This window comes from Streptomyces sp. NPDC048297, assembly GCF_043201585.1.
Lineage (GTDB): Bacteria > Actinomycetota > Actinomycetes > Streptomycetales > Streptomycetaceae > Streptomyces.
Genome location: NZ_JBICZA010000023.1, coordinates 88,237 through 109,977, shown reverse-complemented (window position 1 = coordinate 109,977; position 21,741 = coordinate 88,237). Strand labels below are relative to the sequence as shown.

The following is a 21,741-nucleotide window of genomic DNA, read 5'->3' as shown; positions in this document are numbered from 1 at the left end:
CCTTCTCACGCGTGCCCCTCGTCACGCGGTTCCGGCGGGCCGGGTGCCCGGTCGGGCACGGTGGCTGCACTGGACGTGCCTGGTCCGTCGCGGTGGCTGTGCCGTCCGGTATCGGGCAGCGGGGTCGGCACCCCGGCCGCGTGTCGGATCGTGTGTGGCGGCGCGGGTGCCGGTGTCGCGTCCTTCTCACGCGTGCCCCTCGTCACGCGGTTCCGGCGGGCCGGGTGCCCGGTCGGGCACGGTGGCTGCACTGGACGTGCCTGGTCCGTCGCGGTGACTGTGCCGTCCGGTACCGGGCAGCGGGGTCGGCACCCCCGCCGCGTGTCGGACCGCCGCGTGGCAGCGTGGGTGCCGGTGTCGCGCCCTCCTCGCGCGCGCACCCCGTCACGCGGATCAGGCGGGGCCGTGTGTCCGGCCGGGTGCGGTGGCCGTACTGGACGCGCCTGGTCCGGCACGGTGAGTGCCCCGTCCGGCATCGGCAACGAGATCCGCACCTTCGCGCCGGGCCACGCGTGGCAGTGCAGGCGCCCGTATCGGACCTCCTCACGCGTCCCACCACGCGGGTCCGGCGGGGCCATGTACCCGGCCCGGCACGGTGCCCGTACTGGACGCGCCCGGTCTGGCACGGTGGCTGCCCCGTCCGGCATCGGCAACGAGATCCGCACCTTCGCGCCGGGCCACGCGTGGCAGTGCCCGCGCCCAAAACGCGCCCCCGTCACACGCCCCACCACGCGCGCCCCACTCCCATGCTTCTCACTCGCGCCCCACCCCATGCTCCCCACCCGCGCCTCTCCACCCACGCGCCACCTCCCCCACGCCCCACCACCCACGCCCCTCCAGCCACACCCCTCATCCGCGCCTCACCACCCACGCCCCCCATGCACGTCCCGCCACCCCCGCCCCCCACGCGCGTCCCGCCACCCTCACCCCTCACTCTCACCCCAACCCCCCGCCCCAATCCACGCACCCCCACCCCCGGCCGAATGGCCTGATACGTCACTCGTCCCCGTGCTGCCCCTGTGCAGAACGTCAAAGTTCACCGCTTGGTTTTGTACACATACGGCTCATGACGGGCCCGGGGGGATGAGCGATAGCCTGGTGGCGTGATCAGCGCGATATCTCGCGGGAGCGCTTGTGCTCCTGCCCTGCGCCCGGGTTGCACGGAGCACCTCCGTGACCGGGCGGCGGTCGCTGGTCCTCGCGGGCGGGTCGGGGGCGCGGAAGCCCCCAGGACGCCGACGGCGGTCCGGGAGACGGCGATGCCGACGGCAGCGCCGGACCCTGTGGTTGTGCCGACGATGGCCGAATTCCCCCCGCTCATCTCCCCTTGCGGCATAGCGTCTGATCGGTCCGGACATTCCCGGGCCGTGGCGTCGAGCCGGAGGGGAAAGCACCGTTTTTCCTTCTACGTCACGCAACGGCGCGCGACAGGAGCCAGAGGACAATGCAGACCAAGCTGGACGAAGCCAAGGCCGAGCTGCTCGAACGGGCGGCTCGGGTAGCTGAGAACAGCCCGGTCGGGGGGCACCTACCGACTGGGACGACGAGCGAGGACACCGGCGCTCCGGACAGCGAATCCGTACTCGCGTTCCTCCAGCGCTACTACCTGCACACCGCCCCGGAGGACCTTGCCGACCGGGACCCGGTCGACGTCTTCGGCGCCGCGGTCTCGCACTACCGGCTTGCCGAGAACCGCCCGCAGGGCACCGCGAACGTCCGGGTGCACACCCCGACGGTCGAGGAGAACGGCTGGACCTGCAGCCACACGGTCGTGGAGGTCGTCACCGACGACATGCCCTTCCTCGTGGACTCGGTCACCAACGAGCTGACCCGGCAGGGACGCGGCATCCACGTCGTCATCCACCCGCAGATCGTCGTCCGGCGCGACGTCGTCGGCAAGCTCATCGAGGTGCTGCCGGCCGCGCCCACCGCCGACCTCCCGCACGACGCGCACATCGAGTCCTGGATCCACGTCGAGACCGACCGGGAGACGGACCGAGCCGACCTGAAGCAGATCACCGCCGATCTGCTGCGCGTGCTCTCCGACGTCCGTGAGTCCGTCGAGGACTGGGAGAAGATGCGGGACGCGGCGACCCGTCTCGCCGACGGGCTGGGCGACGAGCCCCGGCCGGCCGACCTCCCCGGGCCGGACGTCGAGGAGGCCCGCGAGCTGCTGCGCTGGCTCTCCGCCGACCACTTCACCTTCCTCGGCTACCGCGAGTACGAGCTGCGCGGCGACGACACCCTGGCCGCCGTGCCCGGCACCGGCCTCGGCATCCTGCGCTCCGACCCGCAGCACGCCGAGGACGACCAGCACCCGGTCAGCCCCTCCTTCGAGCGGCTGCCGGCCGACGCCCGCGCCAAGGCCCGCGAGCACAAGCAGCTGGTGCTGACCAAGGCGAACAGCCGGGCCACCGTGCACCGGCCGTCGTACCTGGACTACATCGGCGTCAAGAAGTTCGACGCGGACGGCAACGTCGTCGGCGAGCGCCGCTTCCTCGGCCTGTTCTCCTCCGCCGCCTACACCGAGTCCGTCCGCCGGGTCCCGGTCATCCGCCGCAAGGTGGACGAGGTCCTGGTCCGTGCCGGGTTCTCGCCCCACAGCCACGACGGCCGCGACCTGCTCCAGATCCTGGAGACGTACCCGCGCGACGAGCTGTTCCAGACCCCGACCGCCGAGCTGCAGGCCATCGCGACGAGCGTGCTGTACCTGCAGGAGCGGCGCCGGCTGCGGCTCTACCTGCGCCAGGACGAGTACGGCCGCTACTACTCGGCCCTCGTCTACCTGCCGCGCGACCGCTACACCACCGGTGTCCGGCTGCGGATCATCGACATCCTGAAGGAGGAGCTCGACGGCATCAGCGTCGACTTCACCGCCTGGAACACCGAGTCGATCCTGTCCCGGCTGCACTTCGTCGTCCGTGTCCAGCCCGGCACCGTGCTGCCCCAGCTCTCGGACGCCGACCGGGAGCGCATCGAGGCCCGCCTGGTCGAGGCCGCCCGCTCCTGGGCCGACGGGTTCGCCGAGGCGCTCAACGCCGAGTGCGGCGAGGAGCGCGCCGCCGAGCTGCTGCGCCGCTACAACAACGGCAACTCCTTCCCCGAGGGCTACAAGGCCGACCACACCCCGCGCGCGGCGGTCGCCGACCTGGTCCACCTGGAGCGGCTCACCGACGAGGCGGGCAACGACTTCTCGCTCAGCCTGTACGAGCCGGTGGGCGCCTCTCCGGAGGAGCGCCGCTTCAAGATCTACCGCAAGGGTGCCGCGGTCTCCCTGTCCGCCGTGCTGCCGGTGCTCAACCGGCTCGGCGTCGAGGTCGTGGACGAGCGGCCGTACGAGCTGCGCTGCGCGGACCGCACCACCGGCTGGATCTACGACTTCGGCCTGCGTATGCCCAGGTCGACGGCCGGCGGCAGCGGCGACCTCCTCGGCGAGGGCGGCCGTGAGCGGTTCCAGGAGGCGTTCGCCGCGACCTGGACCGGCGCGGCCGAGAACGACGGCTTCAACGCCCTCGTCCTGAGCGCCGGGCTGACCTGGCGGCAGGCGATGGTGCTGCGCGCGTACGCCAAGTACCTGCGCCAGGCCGGCTCCACCTTCAGCCAGGACTACATGGAGGACACCCTCCGCAACAACGTCCACACCACCCGGCTGCTCGTCTCCCTCTTCGAGGCGCGGATGGCGCCGGAGCGGCAGCAGGCCGGCGTGGAGCTCACCGACGCGCTGCTGGAGGAGCTGGACGCGGCGCTGGACCAGGTGGCGAGCCTGGACGAGGACCGCATCCTGCGCTCCTTCCTGACCGTCATCAAGGCGACCCTGCGCACGAACTTCTTCCAGCGCACGCGCGACCACCTGGAGCCGCACTCGTACGTCTCCATGAAGTTCGACCCGCAGGCCATCCCGGACCTGCCCGCGCCGCGCCCGGCGTTCGAGATCTGGGTGTACTCGCCGCGCGTCGAGGGCGTGCACCTGCGCTTCGGCAAGGTCGCGCGCGGAGGCCTGCGCTGGTCCGACCGGCGTGAGGACTTCCGGACCGAGATCCTCGGCCTGGTCAAGGCGCAGATGGTGAAGAACACCGTCATCGTGCCGGTCGGCGCCAAGGGCGGCTTCGTCGCCAAGCAGCTGCCCGACCCGAGCGTGGACCGGGACGCGTGGCTGGCCGAGGGCATCGCCAGCTACAAGACGTTCATCTCGGCGCTGCTCGACATCACCGACAACATGGTGGCCGGCGAGGTCGTGCCGCCGAAGGACGTGGTGCGGCACGACGAGGACGACACCTACCTGGTGGTCGCGGCCGACAAGGGCACGGCGACGTTCTCCGACATCGCCAACGGGGTCGCGGAGTCGTACGACTTCTGGCTGGGCGACGCGTTCGCCTCCGGCGGCAGCGCGGGCTACGACCACAAGGGCATGGGCATCACCGCGCGCGGCGCCTGGGAGTCCGTGAAGCGGCACTTCCGCGAGCTGGGCGTGGACACGCAGTCCGAGGACTTCACGGTCGTCGGCATCGGTGACATGTCCGGTGACGTGTTCGGCAACGGCATGCTGCTGTCCGAGCACATCCGGGTGGTCGCCGCCTTCGACCACCGGCACATCTTCATCGACCCGGTCCCGGACGCGGTCACCTCCTACGCCGAGCGCCGCCGCCTGTTCGAGCTGCCCCGCTCCAGCTGGGCCGACTACAACACCGAGCTGCTGTCGGCGGGCGGCGGGGTCTTCCCGCGCAGCGCCAAGGCGATCCAGCTCAACGCGCACATCCGCGAGGCGCTGGGCATCGAGGAGAAGATCTCCAAGATGACCCCGGCCGACCTGATGAAGGCGATCCTGCACGCGCCGGTCGACCTGCTGTGGAACGGCGGCATCGGCACGTACGTGAAGTCGTCGGCGGAGTCGAACGCGGACGTCGGCGACAAGGCCAACGACGCCATCCGGGTCGACGGCAAGGACCTGCGGGTCAAGGTCGTCGGCGAGGGCGGCAACCTGGGTCTGACCCAGCTCGGCCGGATCGAGTTCGCCACGCAGGGCGGGAAGATCAACACCGACGCGATCGACAACAGCGCAGGCGTGGACACCTCCGACCACGAGGTGAACATCAAGATCCTGCTGAACGGCCTGGTCACGGACGGCGACATGACCGTCAAGCAGCGCAACAAGCTGCTCGCCGAGATGACCGACGAGGTCGGCGCGCTGGTGCTGCGCAACAACTACGCGCAGAACGTGGCGCTCGCCAACGCCCTCTTCCAGTCCAAGGACATGCTGCACGCGCAGCAGCGGTTCATCCGCCACATGGTCCGCGACGGCCACCTGGACCGGGCGCTGGAGTTCCTGCCGACCGACCGCCAGATCCGCGAGCGCCTCGGCTCCGGCACCGGTCTGACCGGCCCGGAGACGGCCGTCCTGCTGGCGTACACGAAGATCACGGTCGCCGAGGAGCTGCTGGCCACCACGCTGCCGGACGACCCGTACCTGCGCGGCCTGCTGCACGCGTACTTCCCGACGGCGCTGCGCGAGCGGTTCGCGGACGCGGTCGACAGCCACCCGCTGCGCCGTGAGATCACCACGACCGTGCTGGTCAACGACACGGTCAACACGGGCGGTACGACGTACCTGCACCGGCTGCGCGAGGAGACCGGTGCCTCGCTGGAGGAGATCGTCCGCGCCCAGACCGCGGCTCGCGTGATCTTCCGCTCGGCGCCGGTGTGGGACGCGGTCGAGGAGCTGGACAACAAGGTCGACGCGGACGTGCAGACCCGGATCCGGCTGCACTCGCGCCGTCTGGTCGAGCGCGGCACGCGCTGGCTGCTCAACAACCGGCCGCAGCCGCTGGAACTCGCCGAGACGGTCGAGTTCTTCGCCGAGCGGGTCGAGCAGGTCTGGCAGCAGCTGCCGAAGCTGGTGCGCGGCGCGGACCTGGAGTGGTGGCAGCACATCTACGACGAGCTGACCGCCGCCGGCGTCACGGACGAACTGGCCACCCGCGTGGCCGGGTTCTCCTCGGCGTTCCCGGCGCTGGACATCGTCTCGGTGGCCGACCGCATGGGCAAGGAGCCGCTGGACGTCGCCGAGGTCTACTACGACCTCGCCGACCGCCTCGGCGTCACCCAGCTCATGGACCGGATCATCGAGCTGCCCCGCGCCGACCGCTGGCAGTCCATGGCGCGCGCCTCGATCCGCGAGGACCTCTTCGCGGCCCACGCGGCACTCACCGCGGACGTTCTCGCCGTCGGCAACGGCAGCTCGACGCCCGAGCAGCGGTTCGAGGCCTGGGAGCAGAAGAACGCGGCGCTGCTCGGCCGGGCGCGCACCACGCTGGAGGAGATCCGCGGTTCGGACGCCTTCGACCTCGCCAACCTGTCGGTGGCGATGCGGACGATGCGGACGCTGCTGCGCACGCATTCGTAGTCCTAGTCGTAGTTGTAGTCGTGTCGTAGTCGTATGACGGCGTAGCAGTACGGCGCGGAAGGCGCCCCGGATCTGATCGGCCTGATCGGTTCGGGGCGCCTTTCTTCTTGTCTTCTTGCCGACCTTTAGACGAAAACGTGCGGCGAATTTACCGTTTCCTGCTGATCGGTGTACTTCGGATAGGGTCTGCGCTGTGACAGCGAACCTCACCGAGACCCGCGTGGCAGTACCCGCACAGTTTCCGGCTCCGGATTCGGCCCCGGATTCGGCTCCGGCCCGGTCCCTCAGGCGGGTCGCGCTGGAGGTCGCGAAATTCGGGGTCGTCGGCGGCAGCGGTGTCCTCGTCAACTTCCTGGTGTTCAACCTGCTGCTGCACGGCCTGGCCCAGGGGGCGATGACCGCGACGGTCCTGGCCAGCTGTATCGCGATGGCGACGAATTACCTGGGCTTCCGCTATTTCACCTACCGGGACCGGGCCTCGCGCACCCGCCGGCAGATCGTGCTGTTCTTCGTCTTCAGCGGTCTCGGCGTGGTGATGGAAAGCGGCTTGTTCTGGGTCGGATATCACGGGTTCGGACTGCACAGCGCGTTCGAATCGAACGTGGTGAAGGCGTGGTCGATCGTGCTGGCCTCCGCCTTCCGTTTCCTCGTCTACCGCACCTGGGTGTTCCAGCAGGATGCGCGCCGCGCCGCCTAGGACGACGAGCGCAGGCCGGGCCCTGCCCCAGGTCGCCGCCGCGCTCGTGCTGGCCCTGATGTTGCTGGTCGTGGTCCGGCTGCCCTGGGCGGGCGACCTCGGCATGCACGCGGCGACCGTGCAGCGACTGCGGTACAGCCTGCTGCACCCCGGGAACCCGCTGGTCGACGCGGACACCCCGAGCCCCTACTACTCGCCGTGGATGCTCGTCCTCGGCGCCGTCGCCAAGCTCACGGGCCTGTCGGTCTTCGTCGTCCTGCGGCTCGCCGCGCTCGTCGGGCTCGGCCTGCTGGCCACCGGCGTGTGGCGGTACGTGCGCACGCTCAGCGCCCATCGCGCCGCGCCCGCGCTGGCCCTCCTGTGCCTGGTCTTCCTGTGGGGGCCGGTCCTGTTCAACTGGAGCGGCTTCCTCGGCCTCAACTCCCTCGCGCTGACGGTGTCGTACCCCAGCGTGTTCGCGCTCGGCCTCTCCTTCCACTTCTGGGCGTGGCTCACCGGGGCGCTGCGCGGTGAGAGCGGCTGGGGCACATGGCTGGGGCTGGGCTGCCTGTGGGCGCTGATCCTTCTGTGCCACCAGTTCACGGGCGTGGTCGCGTCCCTCGGCGCGCTCGCCGCGGTGATCGCGGCGCGGCCCGGCCGGCGGGCGCTGCTGCGCGTCGGCGCCGCGCTCGCTCTCGGCGTGGTGGTGCTGTGGCTCTGGCCGTACTACGACTTCTTCGCGCTGTTCTCCGCGGGCGCGGACCTGGAGGCGATCCACCGCCCCCTCTACGACCACCTTCTCGGCCGGTTCGGCCTGGTCCTGCTAGGCGTCGCCGCCCTGGCCCTGCGCCTGCGGCGGGACCGCCGGGACCCTCTGGTCCTCTTCTTCCTCCTCGGTGTGCTGGTGTTCGCCGCGGGCGGCCTGACCGGCCACTACTCGTGGGGCCGCGCCCTGCCGGCGGTCCTGATCCCGGCGCAGCTCGCGGCGGCGCTGGAGGTCGTGTCGGCGGGAAGGCGGGCGGTGCGGGCCGGGTGGGCCTGCGTGCTCGGCGCCACGCTGGTCGTCGGCGCGTGGACGCAGGCGGGGACGCTCGGGTACGCGGTCGGGCGGGACGCGCTGCCCTCCGCGGTCGCGGCGAAGTATCGGGCGCCGTGGGTGGGTTATCACTGGATCACGCCCTGGGTGAGGTACGGCGACGTGGTCATGGCCCGCACTTTCCCGGCCCGGCAGATCCCCGCGTACGGGCCGTACACCGTGGCTCCCGGCTACCCCGACGTGTTCCTGCCGGACGCGTCGAGCCGGGACGCGGCGGTACGGCGCTACTTCGCCGCCGGGACGTCGCCCTCCGGGCGGCTGGCGATACTCCGCGCATACGGAGCACACTGGGTCCTCGGCGGTCCGCCCGCCCCCTGGCTCCACCAAATCACCAAAGGCCCGTCCGGCCAGTCCCTTTACGAGTTCCAAGACCGACCGGTGCCGTAACCGGCCGACGAGGGGCGGCTATCCCTCCCCGGCGCTTACAGGTCGCCGCCGCGCCCACCTGTGCCGCCCCAGCGGCACGATTGCCCGCAGCTGAAGCGGGGCCCCATTTCCAGCGGACGGCAATGCAGTTCCCTAGGGGCGCGGGGAACTGCGCGACCAGCCATCTTGCGCCCGCAGACGCGCGACGGCCGACAGGGCAAGGCCGCTATGGCGACAGCCCGTTCCAGCTGACGGTGCTGCAGTTCCATGGGGGCGCGGGGAACTGCGCGATCGGCCACCTTGGGCCCGCAGGCGCGTGACGGCCGGCAGGGTAACGGCGTTATGGCGACAGCCCATTTCAGCCGACGGCGCTGCAGTTCCCTAGGGGCGCGGGGAACTGCGCGATCGGCTGGATCGGAGTCGCAGACGCGCGACGGCCCGCAGGGGCAACGGCGCTTAGGCGCCCACCTACTTCAGGACGCTCGCCGCCAGGCGTGCGGCGGTGCGGAGTTTTGGGTGGGCCAGCTTTTGGATCGTTGGGCGGATCACCCGCGCCGTCACACCTGCCGGACGCCAGCGGAGTTGTACACGGCCGGGGTTGCGTCCTTCGGGTTCGATGGTGACGTCGTGGGGGGCGGCGCCGGAGCGGTAGGGGATGCGGGTGGTGGTGGCGGGGAAGTCGAGGGGGGCGAGGAGGATGCCGGTGTGGGCCAGGCCCTGCTGCTCCAGGCGGAGCAGAGGGTGGCGGATCCCGGCGAAGCCGTGCAGGGGGAGGCGGGCCGCGGCCGGGTCCAGGCGGACGCGGCCTTCGAAGACGCCGGGGCGGACCGGGTCCAGGCGGAACGGGACCGTCAGACGGCGCCGCCCGGGAGACAGGAGCAGGGCCGCGCGCTGGGGGCCGACGGGAAGGCGCAGACCGGGGTCGTACGTGCGGATCGCCAACGACACCGAGGCACCCTCGCCGGGGACCAACTCGGTGACCTCGTGCCTGAAGTGCGCGCTGGGGAACGGCCGGGTCTCCAGCTCCAGGTCGCTGACGTCCAGTTCGCGGCGCGCCCGCGCGGAGGAGGGGACCGTGTCGCCCCAGTACGTCGCCCCCGTGCCGTCGGTCGTGACCTGCCGCGGTGCCACCCCCTGGCCCAGCCCGCGCGCCGCGAGCCGGGCATCGGCCGGGCGGCCGTCGCGCAGGAGCTGGAGGACGACCCGCTCGGGCCGTGGAAGGCGGGTGTACGCGCCGTCCGCCAGGGTGTCCAGGTACGGGTTCATGACCTCCGCGAAGGACTCCAGCCACTCCTCGTCCCGGTAGGGCAGATCACCCGCGTACATCCGGAAGTCGTGCTTGAGGAACTTGTAGTCCTTGTCCTCCCGGAGGGCCCCGTGTCCGCTGCTCACGAGGAAGTCGTCGATCAGGCGCTGCACATGCACCCGGTCCCGCACGTTGGAGATCTTGTGCCGCTGGTTCGAGATCGACGCCGACGCGGCTGCCGCGAACGGCTCGATGTACCAGACGTACACCGGGTCCGGAATGATCGTGAACGCCTTCGCCAGGCAGTACGCCTGCGCCGAGAACAGCTGGTCCTCGTAGTGGATGCCCTCGGGGAAGCGGAGCCGGTGCCGGTCGAGGAACGCCTTCGCGTACATCTTGCTCGTCGACAGGTGCTCGAAGAGAAGCCGCGGGTCGGAGTCGATGCCCTCCACGGTGCGCCGCTCGGCGACCAGGTGCGGCATCCAGGTCGTGCGGAGTCCGTTGTCCACCCGGACCCGGCGGACCGCGCCCATGGTGAAGTCCACCTCGCGCTCGCGATGCGCCGCGAGCAGCAACTCGACCGCCCTCGGCGGGAGTTCGTCGTCGCTGTCCAGGAACATCAGGTACGGCGCCCGCGCGACCTCCACGGCCCGATTGCGCGGCGCGCTGCACCCGCCGCTGTTCTCCGGCAGGCGCAGGTAGCGGATGCGAGGGTCCTGGGCGGCCAACTCCCGTGCCACCGCGGGCGTGTCGTCGGTGGAGTGGTCGTCGCTGATGATGATCTCGATGCCGGCGTGCGTCTGCGCGCGCAGGGAGGCGACCGCTCGGGGCAGCCGGGCCGCGTCGTTGTAGACGATGACCGTGACCGTCACGTCGGGGGTCGTCATGCGGAGGCCTCCTCGGGGGCCGGGGCGGGCGTGCGGTCCTCGACCGGGAGCACCGGCGGCAGCGCGTCCTCGCTCTCGCCGAGGAACACCCGGCGTACGACCCGTTCGGCGGCGCGCCCGTCGTCGTACTCGCAGAACCTGCGCCGGAACGCGGCCCGCGCCTTCGCCGCGCCCTCGTCGCGCCAGGCGCCGGAGAGGAAGATCTCGGCCAGCTCCTCCTGGGTGCGGGCGACCTTGCCCGGGGCCTCGGCCATCAGGTCGAAGTAGACGCCCCGGGTGGTGCGGTACGTCTCCCAGTCGTCGGCGTGGATCACGATCGGCCGGTCGAGGTTGGCGTAGTCGAACATGATCGACGAGTAGTCCGTGACCAACGCGTCGGCGGCCAGGCACAGTTCCTCGACGGGGTCGTAGGAGGAGACGTCGATGATCCGGCCCGAGCGGCGCAGGCCGGTCAGCGGGGAGGCGGTGCCGCCGTAGAAGTAGTGGGCGCGGACCAGCAGGACGGTGTCCTCGCCGAGCCGGTCGGCGAGGGCGGCGAGGTCGAGGCGGGGGGTGAAGCCGGCCTCGTAGTCGCGGTGGGTGGGGGCGTACAGGACGGCTGTGCGGCCCGGTGCGATGCCGAGGCGTTCGCGGGCCGCGAGGACGTCGGCGGCGGTCGCGGAGTAGAAGACGTCGTTGCGCGGATAGCCGTGGTCCAGGGAGGTGTAGCGGGCCGGGTAGGCGCGCTCCCACATGCGGGTGGAGTGGCTGTTGGCGCTGATGCTGTAGTCCCACTTGTCGATGCGGGCCAGCAGCGCGGCGAAGTCCATGCCCTTGGCGGCGGCCGGGTGGTCCATCTGGTCCAGGCCCATGCGCTTGAGCGGGGTGCCGTGGTGGGTCTGGACGTGGATCGCGTCGGGGCGTTTGACCACCGCGTTGGGGAAGTTGACGTTGTTCACGAGGTACTTGGCGCCGGCCAGGGTATCCCAGTAGCGGCGGGTGCCAGGGATCACGTGGTCGGTGCCGGGTGGCAGGAGGGCGGCGTTGTCCTTGCCGACCACCCACACCGGGCGGATGTGCGGGGCGAGTTCGGCGAGCTTCGCGGCGATCGCGGCCGGGTTGCAGGAGATCCCGCGGTCCCAATAGGCCGTGAACACGGCGAGGTTCGGGTCGACGGGGCGGCTCAGCGCGCGCCGGTACTGGTGGTCGCGGACCTTCGCGCCGACCTGCCGCCTACGGGTCCGAACGGTCTTCCTGGCGGCGCGGCGGGCGCGGTTGGCGGCCTGGAAGGCGCGGTACCTGGTGTAGGCGCCCTCTTCGAGCAGCGCGTGCCGCACGCCCTCAAGACCGGCCGGGCGCCGGTGGCCCTCGGGGCGCCGGCGGACGGCGGCGAGCGAGGCGCGGCGGAAGAACTCGCGGGCCACGGCGTCGGGCATGTCCTCGCGGGCGAAGGTGCGCACCAGGTCGCGGACCATCAGGTCGTACAGGACGGCGCGGGTGGCGCGGCGGTCGCCGGCGAGCGGGAACAGCGACTCGTAGCGGTCGATCAGCGCGAAGCGGTCCGCGGCGACGAGGGGCGGCAGGCTCTCGGGGCGCAGCACGCGGTTGTCGTAGGCGGCCTGGTTCAGGCAGGCGACGCGGCCGGCGAGCAGCAGGGCCGCGTGGGCGGCGCCCGGTTCGTCGTCGGTGGTGAGCCGCTCCTCGTGCGCCCGCCAGAACGCGGCGCGCAGGACGCGGGTGCCCAGCAGCGGGGTGAGGCGCAGCAGGCCGGACGCGTCGTCCAGGGCGAGGGGGGTGCGGCCGGCACCGGCGAGGAGGCGGCCGTCGCGGGAGGGGGTGGCGGCGGTGCGCCAGGTGGTGGTGACGTGGTCGAGGAGGAGCACGTCGACCGTGCGGTCGGCTCCGCCGGTGTTGCCGGTGCTGCCAGTGTTGCTGGTGCTGCCGGTGTTGCTGGCGCTGCCGGTGTCGCCGACGCCGCCGGTACCATCCGCGGCGGCCGTGCCGTACGCACCGGCCGCGCTGTGCACACCGCCCGTCCCGTGCACATCGTCCGCGCCGTGCACACCGGCCGCCCCGTTCGTCCCGTACACGCCGTCCGCGGCGTCCAGTTCGGCGGTGCGTTCGGCGATCAGCCGGGAGGAGCCGGCGGGCAGGCCGTCCTTGGCGTGCACGAAGTGCAGCCAGCGGCCACGGGCCCGCGCGGCGCCCGCCGCACGGGCCTCGGCGTCACCGGTGCCGTCGGGCAGGGGCACCACGATCGTCTCGGGTGCGTGGGCCTCGGCGGTCTCCCGCGCCCAGTCGCCGACCGCGGCGACGATCACCTCGGTGTCCGGGACCGGGTGGGCGTCCAGGGAGTCCAGCACTTCCGTGAGATGCCCCTGGGCGTTCGGCCCGTAGACGATGACGCTGAGTTGGGGCATCGCGGAGGACTCCTTCGGCTCGTCGTCGCAGGGGCACCTTTCTTAACATACTGTCACCAGGCGGATGAAAGGGATAACCACGCTTGAGGTAAGAGCCCGGCTCAGGAAGTGACGGGAGCCGGGGTCGCCTCGGGCTTCTGCGCCGGAACCGTCTTCTTGGGGGCGGGCTTCTTCGCCTTGTCGCTCTTGTCGCCGGTGAAGGCCTCGTACTCCCTCAGGACGTCCTCGGTCTCCCCGTCCATGCGCAGCTCGCCGCGTTCCAGCCACAGCACCCGCTCACAGGTGTCCCGGATCGACTTGTTGTTGTGGCTGACCAGGAACACCGTGCCCGCGTGCTTGCGCAGCTCGCGGATGCGGTCCTCGGAGCGCTTCTGGAAGGAGCGGTCGCCGGTGGCCAGGGCCTCGTCGATGAGCAGGACGTCGTGGTCCTTGGCGGCGGCGATGGAGAAGCGCAGCCGGGCGGCCATGCCGGAGGAGTACGTCCGCATGGGCAGGGTGATGAAGTCGCCCTTCTCGTTGATCCCGGAGAAGTCGACGATCTCCTGGTAGCGCTCCTTGACCTGCTCCCGGGACATGCCCATGGCGAGGCCGCCGAGGTAGACGTTGCGCTCGCCGGTGAGGTCGTTCATCAGGGCCGCGTTGACGCCCAGGAGGGAGGGCTGGCCGTCGGTGTAGATGTGGCCGTTCTCCACGGGCAGCAGGCCGGCGACCGCCTTGAGCAGGGTCGACTTGCCGGAGCCGTTGGTGCCGATGAGGCCGATCGCCTCGCCCTTGTAGGCGACGAACGACACCTTCTTCACCGCGTGCACCTTGCGCACGCCGGCCGCCTGTTCGGCCTGCTTGCGGCGCAGCATGCGGTTGAGGGCGGCGGTGGCGGTGCCGCGGCCCGCGCCGGTGCCGTTCACCCGGTAGACGATGTCGACGCCGTCGGCGACGACGGTGGGGATGTTCTCTGCGGTCTGCTCAGCCACGGCCGTACGTCTCCTCAGCCTTCCAGAAGTAGATGAAGCCGCCGACACCGGCGAGCAGGGCCCACAGCAGGGCGGTGGCCCAGACGTGCGGGGGCAGCTGGCTGGAGTGGAAGCTGTCGATCAGCGAGTAGCGCATCAGGTCGATGTAGATGGCGGCCGGGTTGTTCTCCAGCAGGACCGTGACGATGTGCGGCAGGTCGTCCTTCTTGGTGAGCTTGCCGATGCTCCACATCACGCCGGACACGTACATCCACGTACGCAGCACGAACGGCATCAGCTGGGCGATGTCCGGGGTCTTGGCGCCCCAGCGGGCCATGACCATCGACACGCCGGCGTTGAACGTGAACTGCAGGATCAGCGCCGGGATCGCCAGCAGCCAGGAGGCGGAGACCGGGATGCCGAAGCACAGCAGGATGACGATGAGCGCGCCCATCGAGAACAGCAGCTGCTGGAGCTGCTGGAGGCAGAACGAGATCGGCAGGGCGGCGCGCGGGAAGTGCAGGGCGCGGACCAGGCCGAGGTTGCCGGAGATCGCGCGGGTGCCGGCCATGATCGAGCTCTGTGTGAACGTCCAGATGAACACGCCGGTGACCAGGAACGGGATGTAGTCCGGCACCCCGTGGCTGGTGCCCAGGAGCACGCCGAAGATGAAGTAGTAGACCGCGGCGTTCAGCAGCGGGGTCATGACCTGCCAGACCTGGCCGAGCTTCGCCTGGCTGTACTGGGCGGTGAGCTTGGCCGTGGCGAAGGCGGTGATGAAGTGACGGCGCGCCCACAGCTGGCGGATGTACTCCCGCAGGGTGGGGCGGGCGCCGCTGACCGAGAGGCCGTGCCGGGCGGCCAGGGCCGCGAGGTCGTCGTCGGCCGGGACCTGGGTCGGGGGCGGTGTGTCGAGGACCTGGCTCACATCCGCTGCTTTCGCTCGGGGGAGGGGGGTGGTGCGTCGTCCGGCTCGCGCCGGGCCCGTGCGGTCCCCGTCCGTCGCCCGGCGTTTCCTTACGCTTCTCTTCACGTTCTCTTACGTCGGGACGGGACCGTATCGTCGCAACGCGAGACTAGGCCCATCCGACGTCGGAACGCAACCGTTTCGTCGTAACGCCCTATGCTGGTTCGCATGACGACCAACGCCGACGAGGCCCCGAAGCCCGTGCGCCGACGTGCCCCCGCCGGGGCCGCGGTGCTCCGGGAGGACGTGACCGAGGCCATTCGCGGGGCCGTCTTCGAGGAACTGGCGTCCGTCGGCTACGCCCGGATGTCCATCGAGGGGATCGCGCGGCGGGCCGGCGTCGGCAAGACGGCCGTCTACCGGCGCTGGCGCTCCAAGCTCCACCTGGTCCTCGACGTGGTCTCGGCGATGGCCGTCCTGGGCCTGCCCGTCCCCGACACCGGCTCCCTGGAGACAGACCTCCGCCTCCTGTACGAGGTCACCTCCCGCGCCCTGCGCCACCCCGTCGCCTCCCAGATCATCCCCGACCTCCAGGCCGAGGCGGCCCGCAACCCCGACATCGCCGAAGCCCTGCAGAAGGCCCTCCGGGACGGCCAGGAAGGCGTCGCCAGCAAGATCGTCGCGGCAGCCGAGCAGCGCGGCGAAGTACGGCCCGGAGTGGACCCCGACCTCGCCCTCGACCTGATCTCCGGCCCCCTCTACTGGCGCTCGGTGGTCGTCCGCTCCCCGAAACTCCCCAAGGGCTATCTGGGTCACCTGGCCAGGGCGACGGCGGGGGCGCTGAAGGCGTTGTAGGGGCGTGCCGGGCCGCGCGGGTGCCGCCCTCCGGTGCCGGACCGCGCCGGAGCGCGGGTGCCACCTTCCATTGGCGGCCCGCGCCGGACTTCACCGGCCCCGCTCAGAGCAGCCGCTGCGCGAGCCCGGCCAGGTCCCTCGCCCTCAGCACCTGTTCCCCGAACCCCGGCAAGGGGTGGTCACCCGGGGGCTACGACCGCGCCGCCTCCGGATGCGTTCGGAGCCAGCCCTCCCAGGCCGAGGTGATCATGTCCTGGACGTCGTACTTGGCCTGCCAGCCCAGTTCGGTGGTGATGCGGTCGGCGGAGGCGACGACGCGGGCGGGGTCGCCGGGGCGGCGGGGGGTGATCGTGGCGGGGCGGGCGTAGCCGGTGACGGCGTTGATGCGGTCGATCATCTCGCGGACCGAAACGCCTTCGCCGCGGCCGATGTTGAGGGTCAGGTCGTGGCCGGGGGCGGAGCCCAGGGCGCGGGCGACGGCGACGTGGGCCTCGGCCAGGTCGACCACGTGGATGTAGTCGCGCACGCAGGTGCCGTCGGGGGTGGGGTAGTCGTCGCCGAAGATGCGCGGGGCCGCGCCCTCGGTGAGCTTCTCGAAGACCATCGGGACGAGGTTGAAGACGCCCGTGTCCGCGAGGGCGGGGGTGGCGGCGCCGGCCACGTTGAAGTAGCGGAGCGAGGCCGTGGCGAGGCCCGTGGCCCGGCCCGTCGCGCGGACCAGCCACTCGCCGGCCAGCTTGGTCTCGCCGTAGGGGGAGAGGGGGAGACAGGGGGTCTCCTCGGTGACCAGGCCGACGTCCGGCATGCCGTACACCGCGGCGGAGGAGGAGAAGACGAAGGAGGGGACGCCGGCATCCGTGACCGCTTCGAGGAGGACGCGCAGGCCCTCCACGTTCTCGCGGTAGTAGTGCAGCGGCAGGTCGACGGACTCGCCGACCTGCTTCTTCGCCGCCAGGTGCACGACCCCGCTCACCTCGTGCTCGGCGAGCACCCGCGCCAGCTTCCCGCCGTCCAGGGTGGAGCCCACCACCAGCGGTACCTGCTCCGGTACGCGCTCGGCGACGCCCGTGGACAGGTCGTCGTAGACGACGGTCCGCTCGCCCGCCTGCGTCATCGCGCGGACGACGTGCGCGCCGATGTATCCGGCGCCGCCGGTGATCAGCCAGGTCATGGACGGGCGTCCCCTCGTCGGTCGGTCTGTGCCGGCCCGGTCTGTGCCGGGTCGGTGTGTGGCGGGTCGGTCTGTGGCGTTGTGGCGCAGGGTTCTGCGCGCCCCTCAGTGAAGCAGGCGGCGCAGGCGGCCGAGGACGACGGTCAGGGCTCCGCGCACTCCGGTCGCCACCCGCAGCGCGAGCGCGCCGGAGTGGGTGGCGTACGGCTGGACCAGCAGCAGGCCGTGCCGGGCGTCCGGGACGGCACGGCGGCGCAGCCGGCCCGCGCCCGCGCGCGCGTGGGCGGTGACGTCCCGCTCCTCGCCGTCCGCGAAGCGCACGGTCAGGCGCGGGTCCCAGGTGCCCGCGCCGAGCGCGGCCAGGTCGACGGGCACCTCGGCCGACCAGATGCCGGCGCCGCAGGGCGTGAGGCCGGTGACCGTGCGCCGGGTGACGCGGCCGTCGTCCCGGGACCGCCACTCCAGCTCCGCCTCGCGCGGGGCGGCCTCGGCGACCCGTCCGTACAGGTCGTGCAGCCGCAGCAGCAGCCGGCTGTCCCGCGCGCGTGGGCGCAGTTCCGCGTCCAGCGCGAGGGGGAGGACACCGGTGGGGCGGGTCAGGAAGGGGGTGAGGGCGACCTGCGGGAGGTCGGCGGACCAGACGGGTGTGCCGTCGGGGGTGCGGGCGTAGGGCGGGAGCAGCCGGGCGGGGCGGGCCGCGAGTTCCTTCAGGCGGGGCAGGTCGACCGGGTCGGCGGACTCCATGACGACCCGGGCGATCAGCCGGCCGGGCGCCGTCGGGTTCAGCTCCCAGTCGGCGGCGTCGTAGCGCGCGAGGTACGCGCGGGTGTGCGTCCACCACGCGCGCCGGTAGTCCGCGTCGCGCAACCCCAGCTCGCGCGCGTACATGCGCACCTCGTGGTCGAGGAACTTCGCCCGCGCGGCCCGCGCCAGCTCCTTCTGCCCGGCGCCCAGCAGGATGTCGTACACCAGCGCGCACGCCTTCGTACGCGCCTTCCAGTTGTCGATGCGGTCCCGGTCCAGGGAGAGGGACAGGTGCTCGGCGGAGCGGCGCACGTGCCACACGTACACGCGCTGCGGTACGAGCGCGATGCGCGGCGCGGCGGCCAGCACGCGCGCGGTGAAGACGAAGTCCTCGTAGAGGAAGCGCCCTTCGGGGAACCGGATGCCGTGCTCGCGCAGGAAGGCGGTGCGGTACAGCTTGTTGACGCACAGCGTGTCGTGCACCAGCCGGGGCCGCTGGGAGGGGCGCGTGAGCACGGTGTGCGCCGTGTAGAGGGACGCCTGCCAGGGCTGGTCGCGGCCCGACGGCAGCTCCCGGCGCACGCACAGGCCGCTCGCGACCTCGGCGCGCGCCCCCGTGGCCGCCCGCAGCAGCGCGTCCACCGCGCCGGGCGGCAGCACGTCGTCGCTGTCCAGGAACATCACGTACGGCATCGTCACCGCGTCGATCCCGGTGTTGCGCGGGCTGCCGCAGCCGCCGCTGTTGGCCTCCCGGCGCACCACCCGCAGCCGGGGATCCTCCGCCGCCAGCCGGTCCAGCAGCTCGCCGCTGCCGTCCGTGGAGCGGTCGTCCACGGCGACGACCTCACCGACGGCGGCCCCTTGGCCGAGCGCCGAGCGGACGGCGTCGGCCACATGGGCGGCGTCGTTGTAGCCGATGACGACGACGGCCGCCTGCGGTGCGGGGCGTGTGTCTTGCGGGTCTCGGGGACCTGCCTCTTGCGGGTCTCGGGGACGGGTCTCTGGTGGGTCTCGATGCATGGGGTCCACAGGGGGAACGTAGGAATGCTCGGTAATGGCCCGTTAAGAGATGCTCAGTGCTTGGTGGGGAAGACGGTCTGAATCCGGGCGGGGGTGCGTCGTCGGCGTGGAAGGGCCGGACGGCGGCCGTGCCGCGCCCCACAGCCGGACGAAGGACAGCACGGCCGCCGCCGCCAGCAGCCCGCCCCGGCCCAGCGTCAGCAGACAGCCGGTCCAGGTGCCGGCGACCACCTCGCCGTAGTACATCGGGAAGATCACGCTGCTCAGCGCGCTCGCCGCGAGGACGAGCAGGGCCACCGGGCGCTGGCTGGTGTGCCGCGAGGTCAGGCACACGGCGGCCAGTCCCAGCAGCCAGACCATGTACTGGGGACTGATGACCCGGCTGGTGACGGTGAACAGCAGCACCGCGGCGAGCGCGGCGTCGTACGGCGTGGCCGGGCTCCAGTGCCGCGCCCGCACCCGCCACAGCACCAGCAGCCCGAACGCCGCCGCGGTGAGTGCGAGGGAGAGGGTGGCGACGGCCGCCACGTGCGGGCCGACCAGCTCGACCGAGCCGTACTGGTAGTGGGCCCGGCCGGACCATCCGGCGTGCCGGGCCAGGTTGAGGACCGTGCCGCCGAGCGACTCGATCTGGACGCCCCGGCCGCCCTGTTGCCGCAGGAAGGCGAGGGGGTTGTTGAATGAAACGGCCAGCAGTGCCAGGGAGGTGACCCCGGCGGCCACCGCCCACACCCACGACGTCCGCGTCACCCGCCCCCGGGGCGCGCCCAGCAGCACCAGCGCCGGCCACACCTTCACCAGCGCGCCCAGCGCCGCGCACGCACCGCCCGCGCGCGGGTGGCGCCTCAGCGTCAGCAGGGAGACGACGGCGAACGCCGTGACCTGCACGTCGTAGCGCGCGAGCGGCAGGTGCAGCAGCAGCGGCAGGCCGCCCGTCCACACGGCCGCCCCGCGCAGGCTGCGTCCGGGCCGGGTCCCCGCGGCGACCAGCGCCGCCGTGATCAGTACGTCCGTGGCGAGCGTCAGTGCGACGAACGCCTGAAAGTACGTCAACCCCGGTACGAGTCCCGGCGCCAGCAGTACCGGGCCCGCGCCCGGCGGGTACTGCCAGGTCGTGTCGTGCGCAGGGAAGCCGCCGTGCGACAGGACGCCGTACCAGCGGAAGTAGAGATGCCACACTTCACGGGTCACGGAGCCCCCGCCGAGCAGGCGTGTGCCGCTGTGGACGAGCAGCCACAGCATCAGGAGACGGGTGGCGAGCCAGGCGGCGGTGAGGGCGAGGACCGGGCCGGGGGTGACACGGGGACGGTTCATCGCGTGGGAGCCTAATCCGCGCGGATGGTGTATCCATGCCGATACGCCGTCAATAGGCGTAAAAGGTTGTCTCATCGCAAAAGATCGGGCCGTGGTGAACGTCAGGCCTCTCGTGAAGCCGCGGTCGCGTCGGGCGGCCGGCGGAACCGCTGTCGTACCGGCCGGTCCGACGACTGGTCCACCGGCCGGTCCGACGACTGGTCCACCGGCCGGTCCGACGACTGGTCCACCGGCCGGTCCGACGACCGGTGCACCGGGACGGCCCGGGGGGCGCGCCCGGCCGGCCGTGTCCGTGTCCGTGGCCGTCTGCGTGCCCGCGCTGGTGATGCTCGGGTTCGGGCTCTGGGGGCTCGACCGGGGCGGGATGTGGCGCGACGAGGCCGTCACCTACCAGGTCGCGCGCCGCTCGGTGCCGCAGATCTGGCGGCTGCTGCACGGCGTGGACGCGGTGCACGGCCTGTACTACCTCCTCATGCACGCCGTCCTCGCCGTCCACCCCGGCGAGGTCGTCCTGCGGCTTCCGTCGGTGTGCGCCGCCGCCGCGACCGCCGGCCTCGTCGCCGCCCTCGGCGCCCGGCTCGCGCGGCCCAGGGTCGGACTGTGGGCCGGGCTGCTGTACGCCGTCTCGCCGATGGCCGGCCACTACGCGCAGGAGGGCCGCTCCTACGCCCTCGTCGCGGCCGGTGCCGCCGGGGCGACGCTGCTGTTCGTCCGCGCCGTGCAGGGCGACGGCTCCTGGTGGGCGTACGGCGTTGCCCTCGGACTCACCTGCTGGCTGCACGAGTTCGCGGTCCTGCTGCTGCTCGCCCACGCGCTGACGCTGGTGTGCGCGCGGGCGGGGGCGCCGGTGTGGCGGGGCTGGGGGTGCGCGGCGACGCTGGTGGGGCTGGCGCTGCTGCCGATGGCGTTCGTCTCGCACGCCCAGTCGGCCCAGGTGGCATGGCTGCGGCGGCCGACGATCGAGACGGCGCAGGGTCTGCTGCGGACGTTCCTCGGGCCGACGGACGGGGTGTACTGGGCGTGTCTGGCGCTGGCCCTGGTGGCACTCGCGGGGCTGGTGGGGCGGCGCGGGGAGGTGAGCTGCGCGGGGGTGGCGCTGCCGCTGGCGGTCGTGCCGCCGCTCGCGCTGATGCTGGCCTCGCAGATGTCACCGCTGTACGTCGACCGGTACGTGCTGTACGCGCTCGGCGGGGCTCCGCTGCTCGTGGCGGCGGGGGTCGACCGGGTGGCCGGGGTCCTGGGGCGCCTGCTGCCGTCCTTGCCGCTCACCCTCACCGGTGTCGTCGCCGTCCTGCTGGCCGTCGTCCACCAGCTCCCGCTCCTGCGGGACGACCGCGCCCCCGCCCACCGTCCCGACGACCTCGCCGCCGTCTCCCTGGCCGCGCAGCGGGCGCTTCGGCCCGGGGACCCGGTGCTGTTCCTGCCCGGACAGACGCGGAACGCGGCACTCGCCTACCCGGAGGCGTTCCGGGGCGTGCGGGACCTGGGTCTCGCGGTGCCGGCGCCCGAGTCGGGGACGCTGTACGGGCGGGAGGCGGACGCGGCGACGCTGCGCGGCCGGACGGCCCGGCTGGACCGGGTGTGGGTCGTGGCCGACCCGGCCGTGCTCACCGGCCGCCGGCCCCCGCGCAGCCCCGCCGAGCGGGCCGAACTCGCCCTCCTAGCCGAGGAGTTCATGCCCGCCCGCGAGTTCGCCGGTCCGGACGCGGT

At 72.2% G+C, this 21,741-nt stretch carries 12 protein-coding genes; 5 read left to right on the top strand and 7 right to left on the bottom strand.

The window, feature by feature from the left end; all coding sequences use genetic code 11:
• The first annotated feature begins 1,444 nt into the window (after window positions 1-1,444).
• From ACGFYV_RS24495 to ACGFYV_RS24485, 3 genes are all read left to right on the top strand, one after another.
• Complete coding sequence (locus ACGFYV_RS24495) at window positions 1,445-6,400, top strand: NAD-glutamate dehydrogenase (protein ID WP_393880581.1); 4,956 nt, start codon at window positions 1,445-1,447, stop codon at window positions 6,398-6,400.
• A 193-nt stretch (window positions 6,401-6,593) separates the two neighbouring features.
• Window positions 6,594-7,097: a GtrA family protein gene (locus ACGFYV_RS24490; RefSeq protein ID WP_393880580.1), complete on the top strand. Its 504-nt coding sequence runs from the start codon at window positions 6,594-6,596 to the stop codon at window positions 7,095-7,097.
• Window positions 7,078-8,559 carry a hypothetical protein gene (locus ACGFYV_RS24485; RefSeq protein WP_393880579.1) on the top strand — a complete coding sequence of 494 codons (1,482 nt, stop codon included), beginning with the start codon at window positions 7,078-7,080 and terminating at the stop codon, window positions 8,557-8,559. The genes ACGFYV_RS24490 and ACGFYV_RS24485 overlap by 20 nt, the downstream gene beginning before the upstream one ends.
• A 447-nt stretch (window positions 8,560-9,006) precedes the next feature.
• Here the strand turns inward: ACGFYV_RS24485 and ACGFYV_RS24480 are convergent, their stop codons facing one another.
• From ACGFYV_RS24480 to ACGFYV_RS24465, 4 genes are all read right to left on the bottom strand, one after another.
• Window positions 9,007-10,671, bottom strand: a complete 1,665-nt coding sequence (locus ACGFYV_RS24480; protein ID WP_393880578.1) for a glycosyltransferase family 2 protein — start codon at window positions 10,669-10,671, stop codon at window positions 9,007-9,009.
• Window positions 10,668-13,070: a CDP-glycerol glycerophosphotransferase family protein gene (locus tag ACGFYV_RS24475; RefSeq protein WP_393880577.1), complete on the bottom strand. Its 2,403-nt coding sequence runs from the start codon at window positions 13,068-13,070 to the stop codon at window positions 10,668-10,670. Before ACGFYV_RS24475 ends, ACGFYV_RS24480 begins: the two co-directional genes overlap by 4 nt.
• Window positions 13,071-13,171: 101 nt before the next feature.
• On the bottom strand, window positions 13,172-14,041 hold the full coding sequence (locus tag ACGFYV_RS24470; RefSeq protein WP_393880576.1) for an ABC transporter ATP-binding protein: 870 nt from the start codon (window positions 14,039-14,041) through the stop codon (window positions 13,172-13,174).
• Window positions 14,034-14,948, bottom strand: coding sequence for an ABC transporter permease (locus tag ACGFYV_RS24465; RefSeq protein ID WP_393880575.1), 915 nt, complete (start codon window positions 14,946-14,948; stop codon window positions 14,034-14,036). Before ACGFYV_RS24465 ends, ACGFYV_RS24470 begins: the two co-directional genes overlap by 8 nt.
• A gap of 207 nt (window positions 14,949-15,155) precedes the next feature.
• Between ACGFYV_RS24465 and ACGFYV_RS24460 the strand changes: the two genes are divergently transcribed.
• Window positions 15,156-15,782 carry a TetR/AcrR family transcriptional regulator gene (locus ACGFYV_RS24460; protein ID WP_393880574.1) on the top strand — a complete coding sequence of 209 codons (627 nt, stop codon included), beginning with the start codon at window positions 15,156-15,158 and terminating at the stop codon, window positions 15,780-15,782.
• Window positions 15,783-15,972: 190 nt separating this feature from the next.
• Here ACGFYV_RS24460 and galE read toward each other — a convergent pair whose 3' ends face one another.
• From galE to ACGFYV_RS24445, 3 genes are all read right to left on the bottom strand, one after another.
• Window positions 15,973-16,953 (bottom strand): UDP-glucose 4-epimerase GalE, encoded by a 981-nt coding sequence (gene galE, locus ACGFYV_RS24455; RefSeq protein ID WP_393880573.1) that lies wholly within the window; start codon window positions 16,951-16,953, stop codon window positions 15,973-15,975.
• Window positions 16,954-17,058: 105 nt separating this feature from the next.
• Window positions 17,059-18,717: a glycosyltransferase gene (locus ACGFYV_RS24450; protein ID WP_393880572.1), complete on the bottom strand. Its 1,659-nt coding sequence runs from the start codon at window positions 18,715-18,717 to the stop codon at window positions 17,059-17,061.
• A gap of 42 nt (window positions 18,718-18,759) precedes the next feature.
• Complete coding sequence (locus ACGFYV_RS24445; RefSeq protein WP_393880571.1) at window positions 18,760-20,031, bottom strand: glycosyltransferase 87 family protein; 1,272 nt, start codon at window positions 20,029-20,031, stop codon at window positions 18,760-18,762.
• Between the two features lie 325 nt (window positions 20,032-20,356).
• Between ACGFYV_RS24445 and ACGFYV_RS24440 the strand changes: the two genes are divergently transcribed.
• Window positions 20,357-21,741 (top strand): glycosyltransferase family 39 protein (locus tag ACGFYV_RS24440; protein ID WP_393880601.1); only part of this gene is annotated, 1,385 nt, incomplete at its 3' end.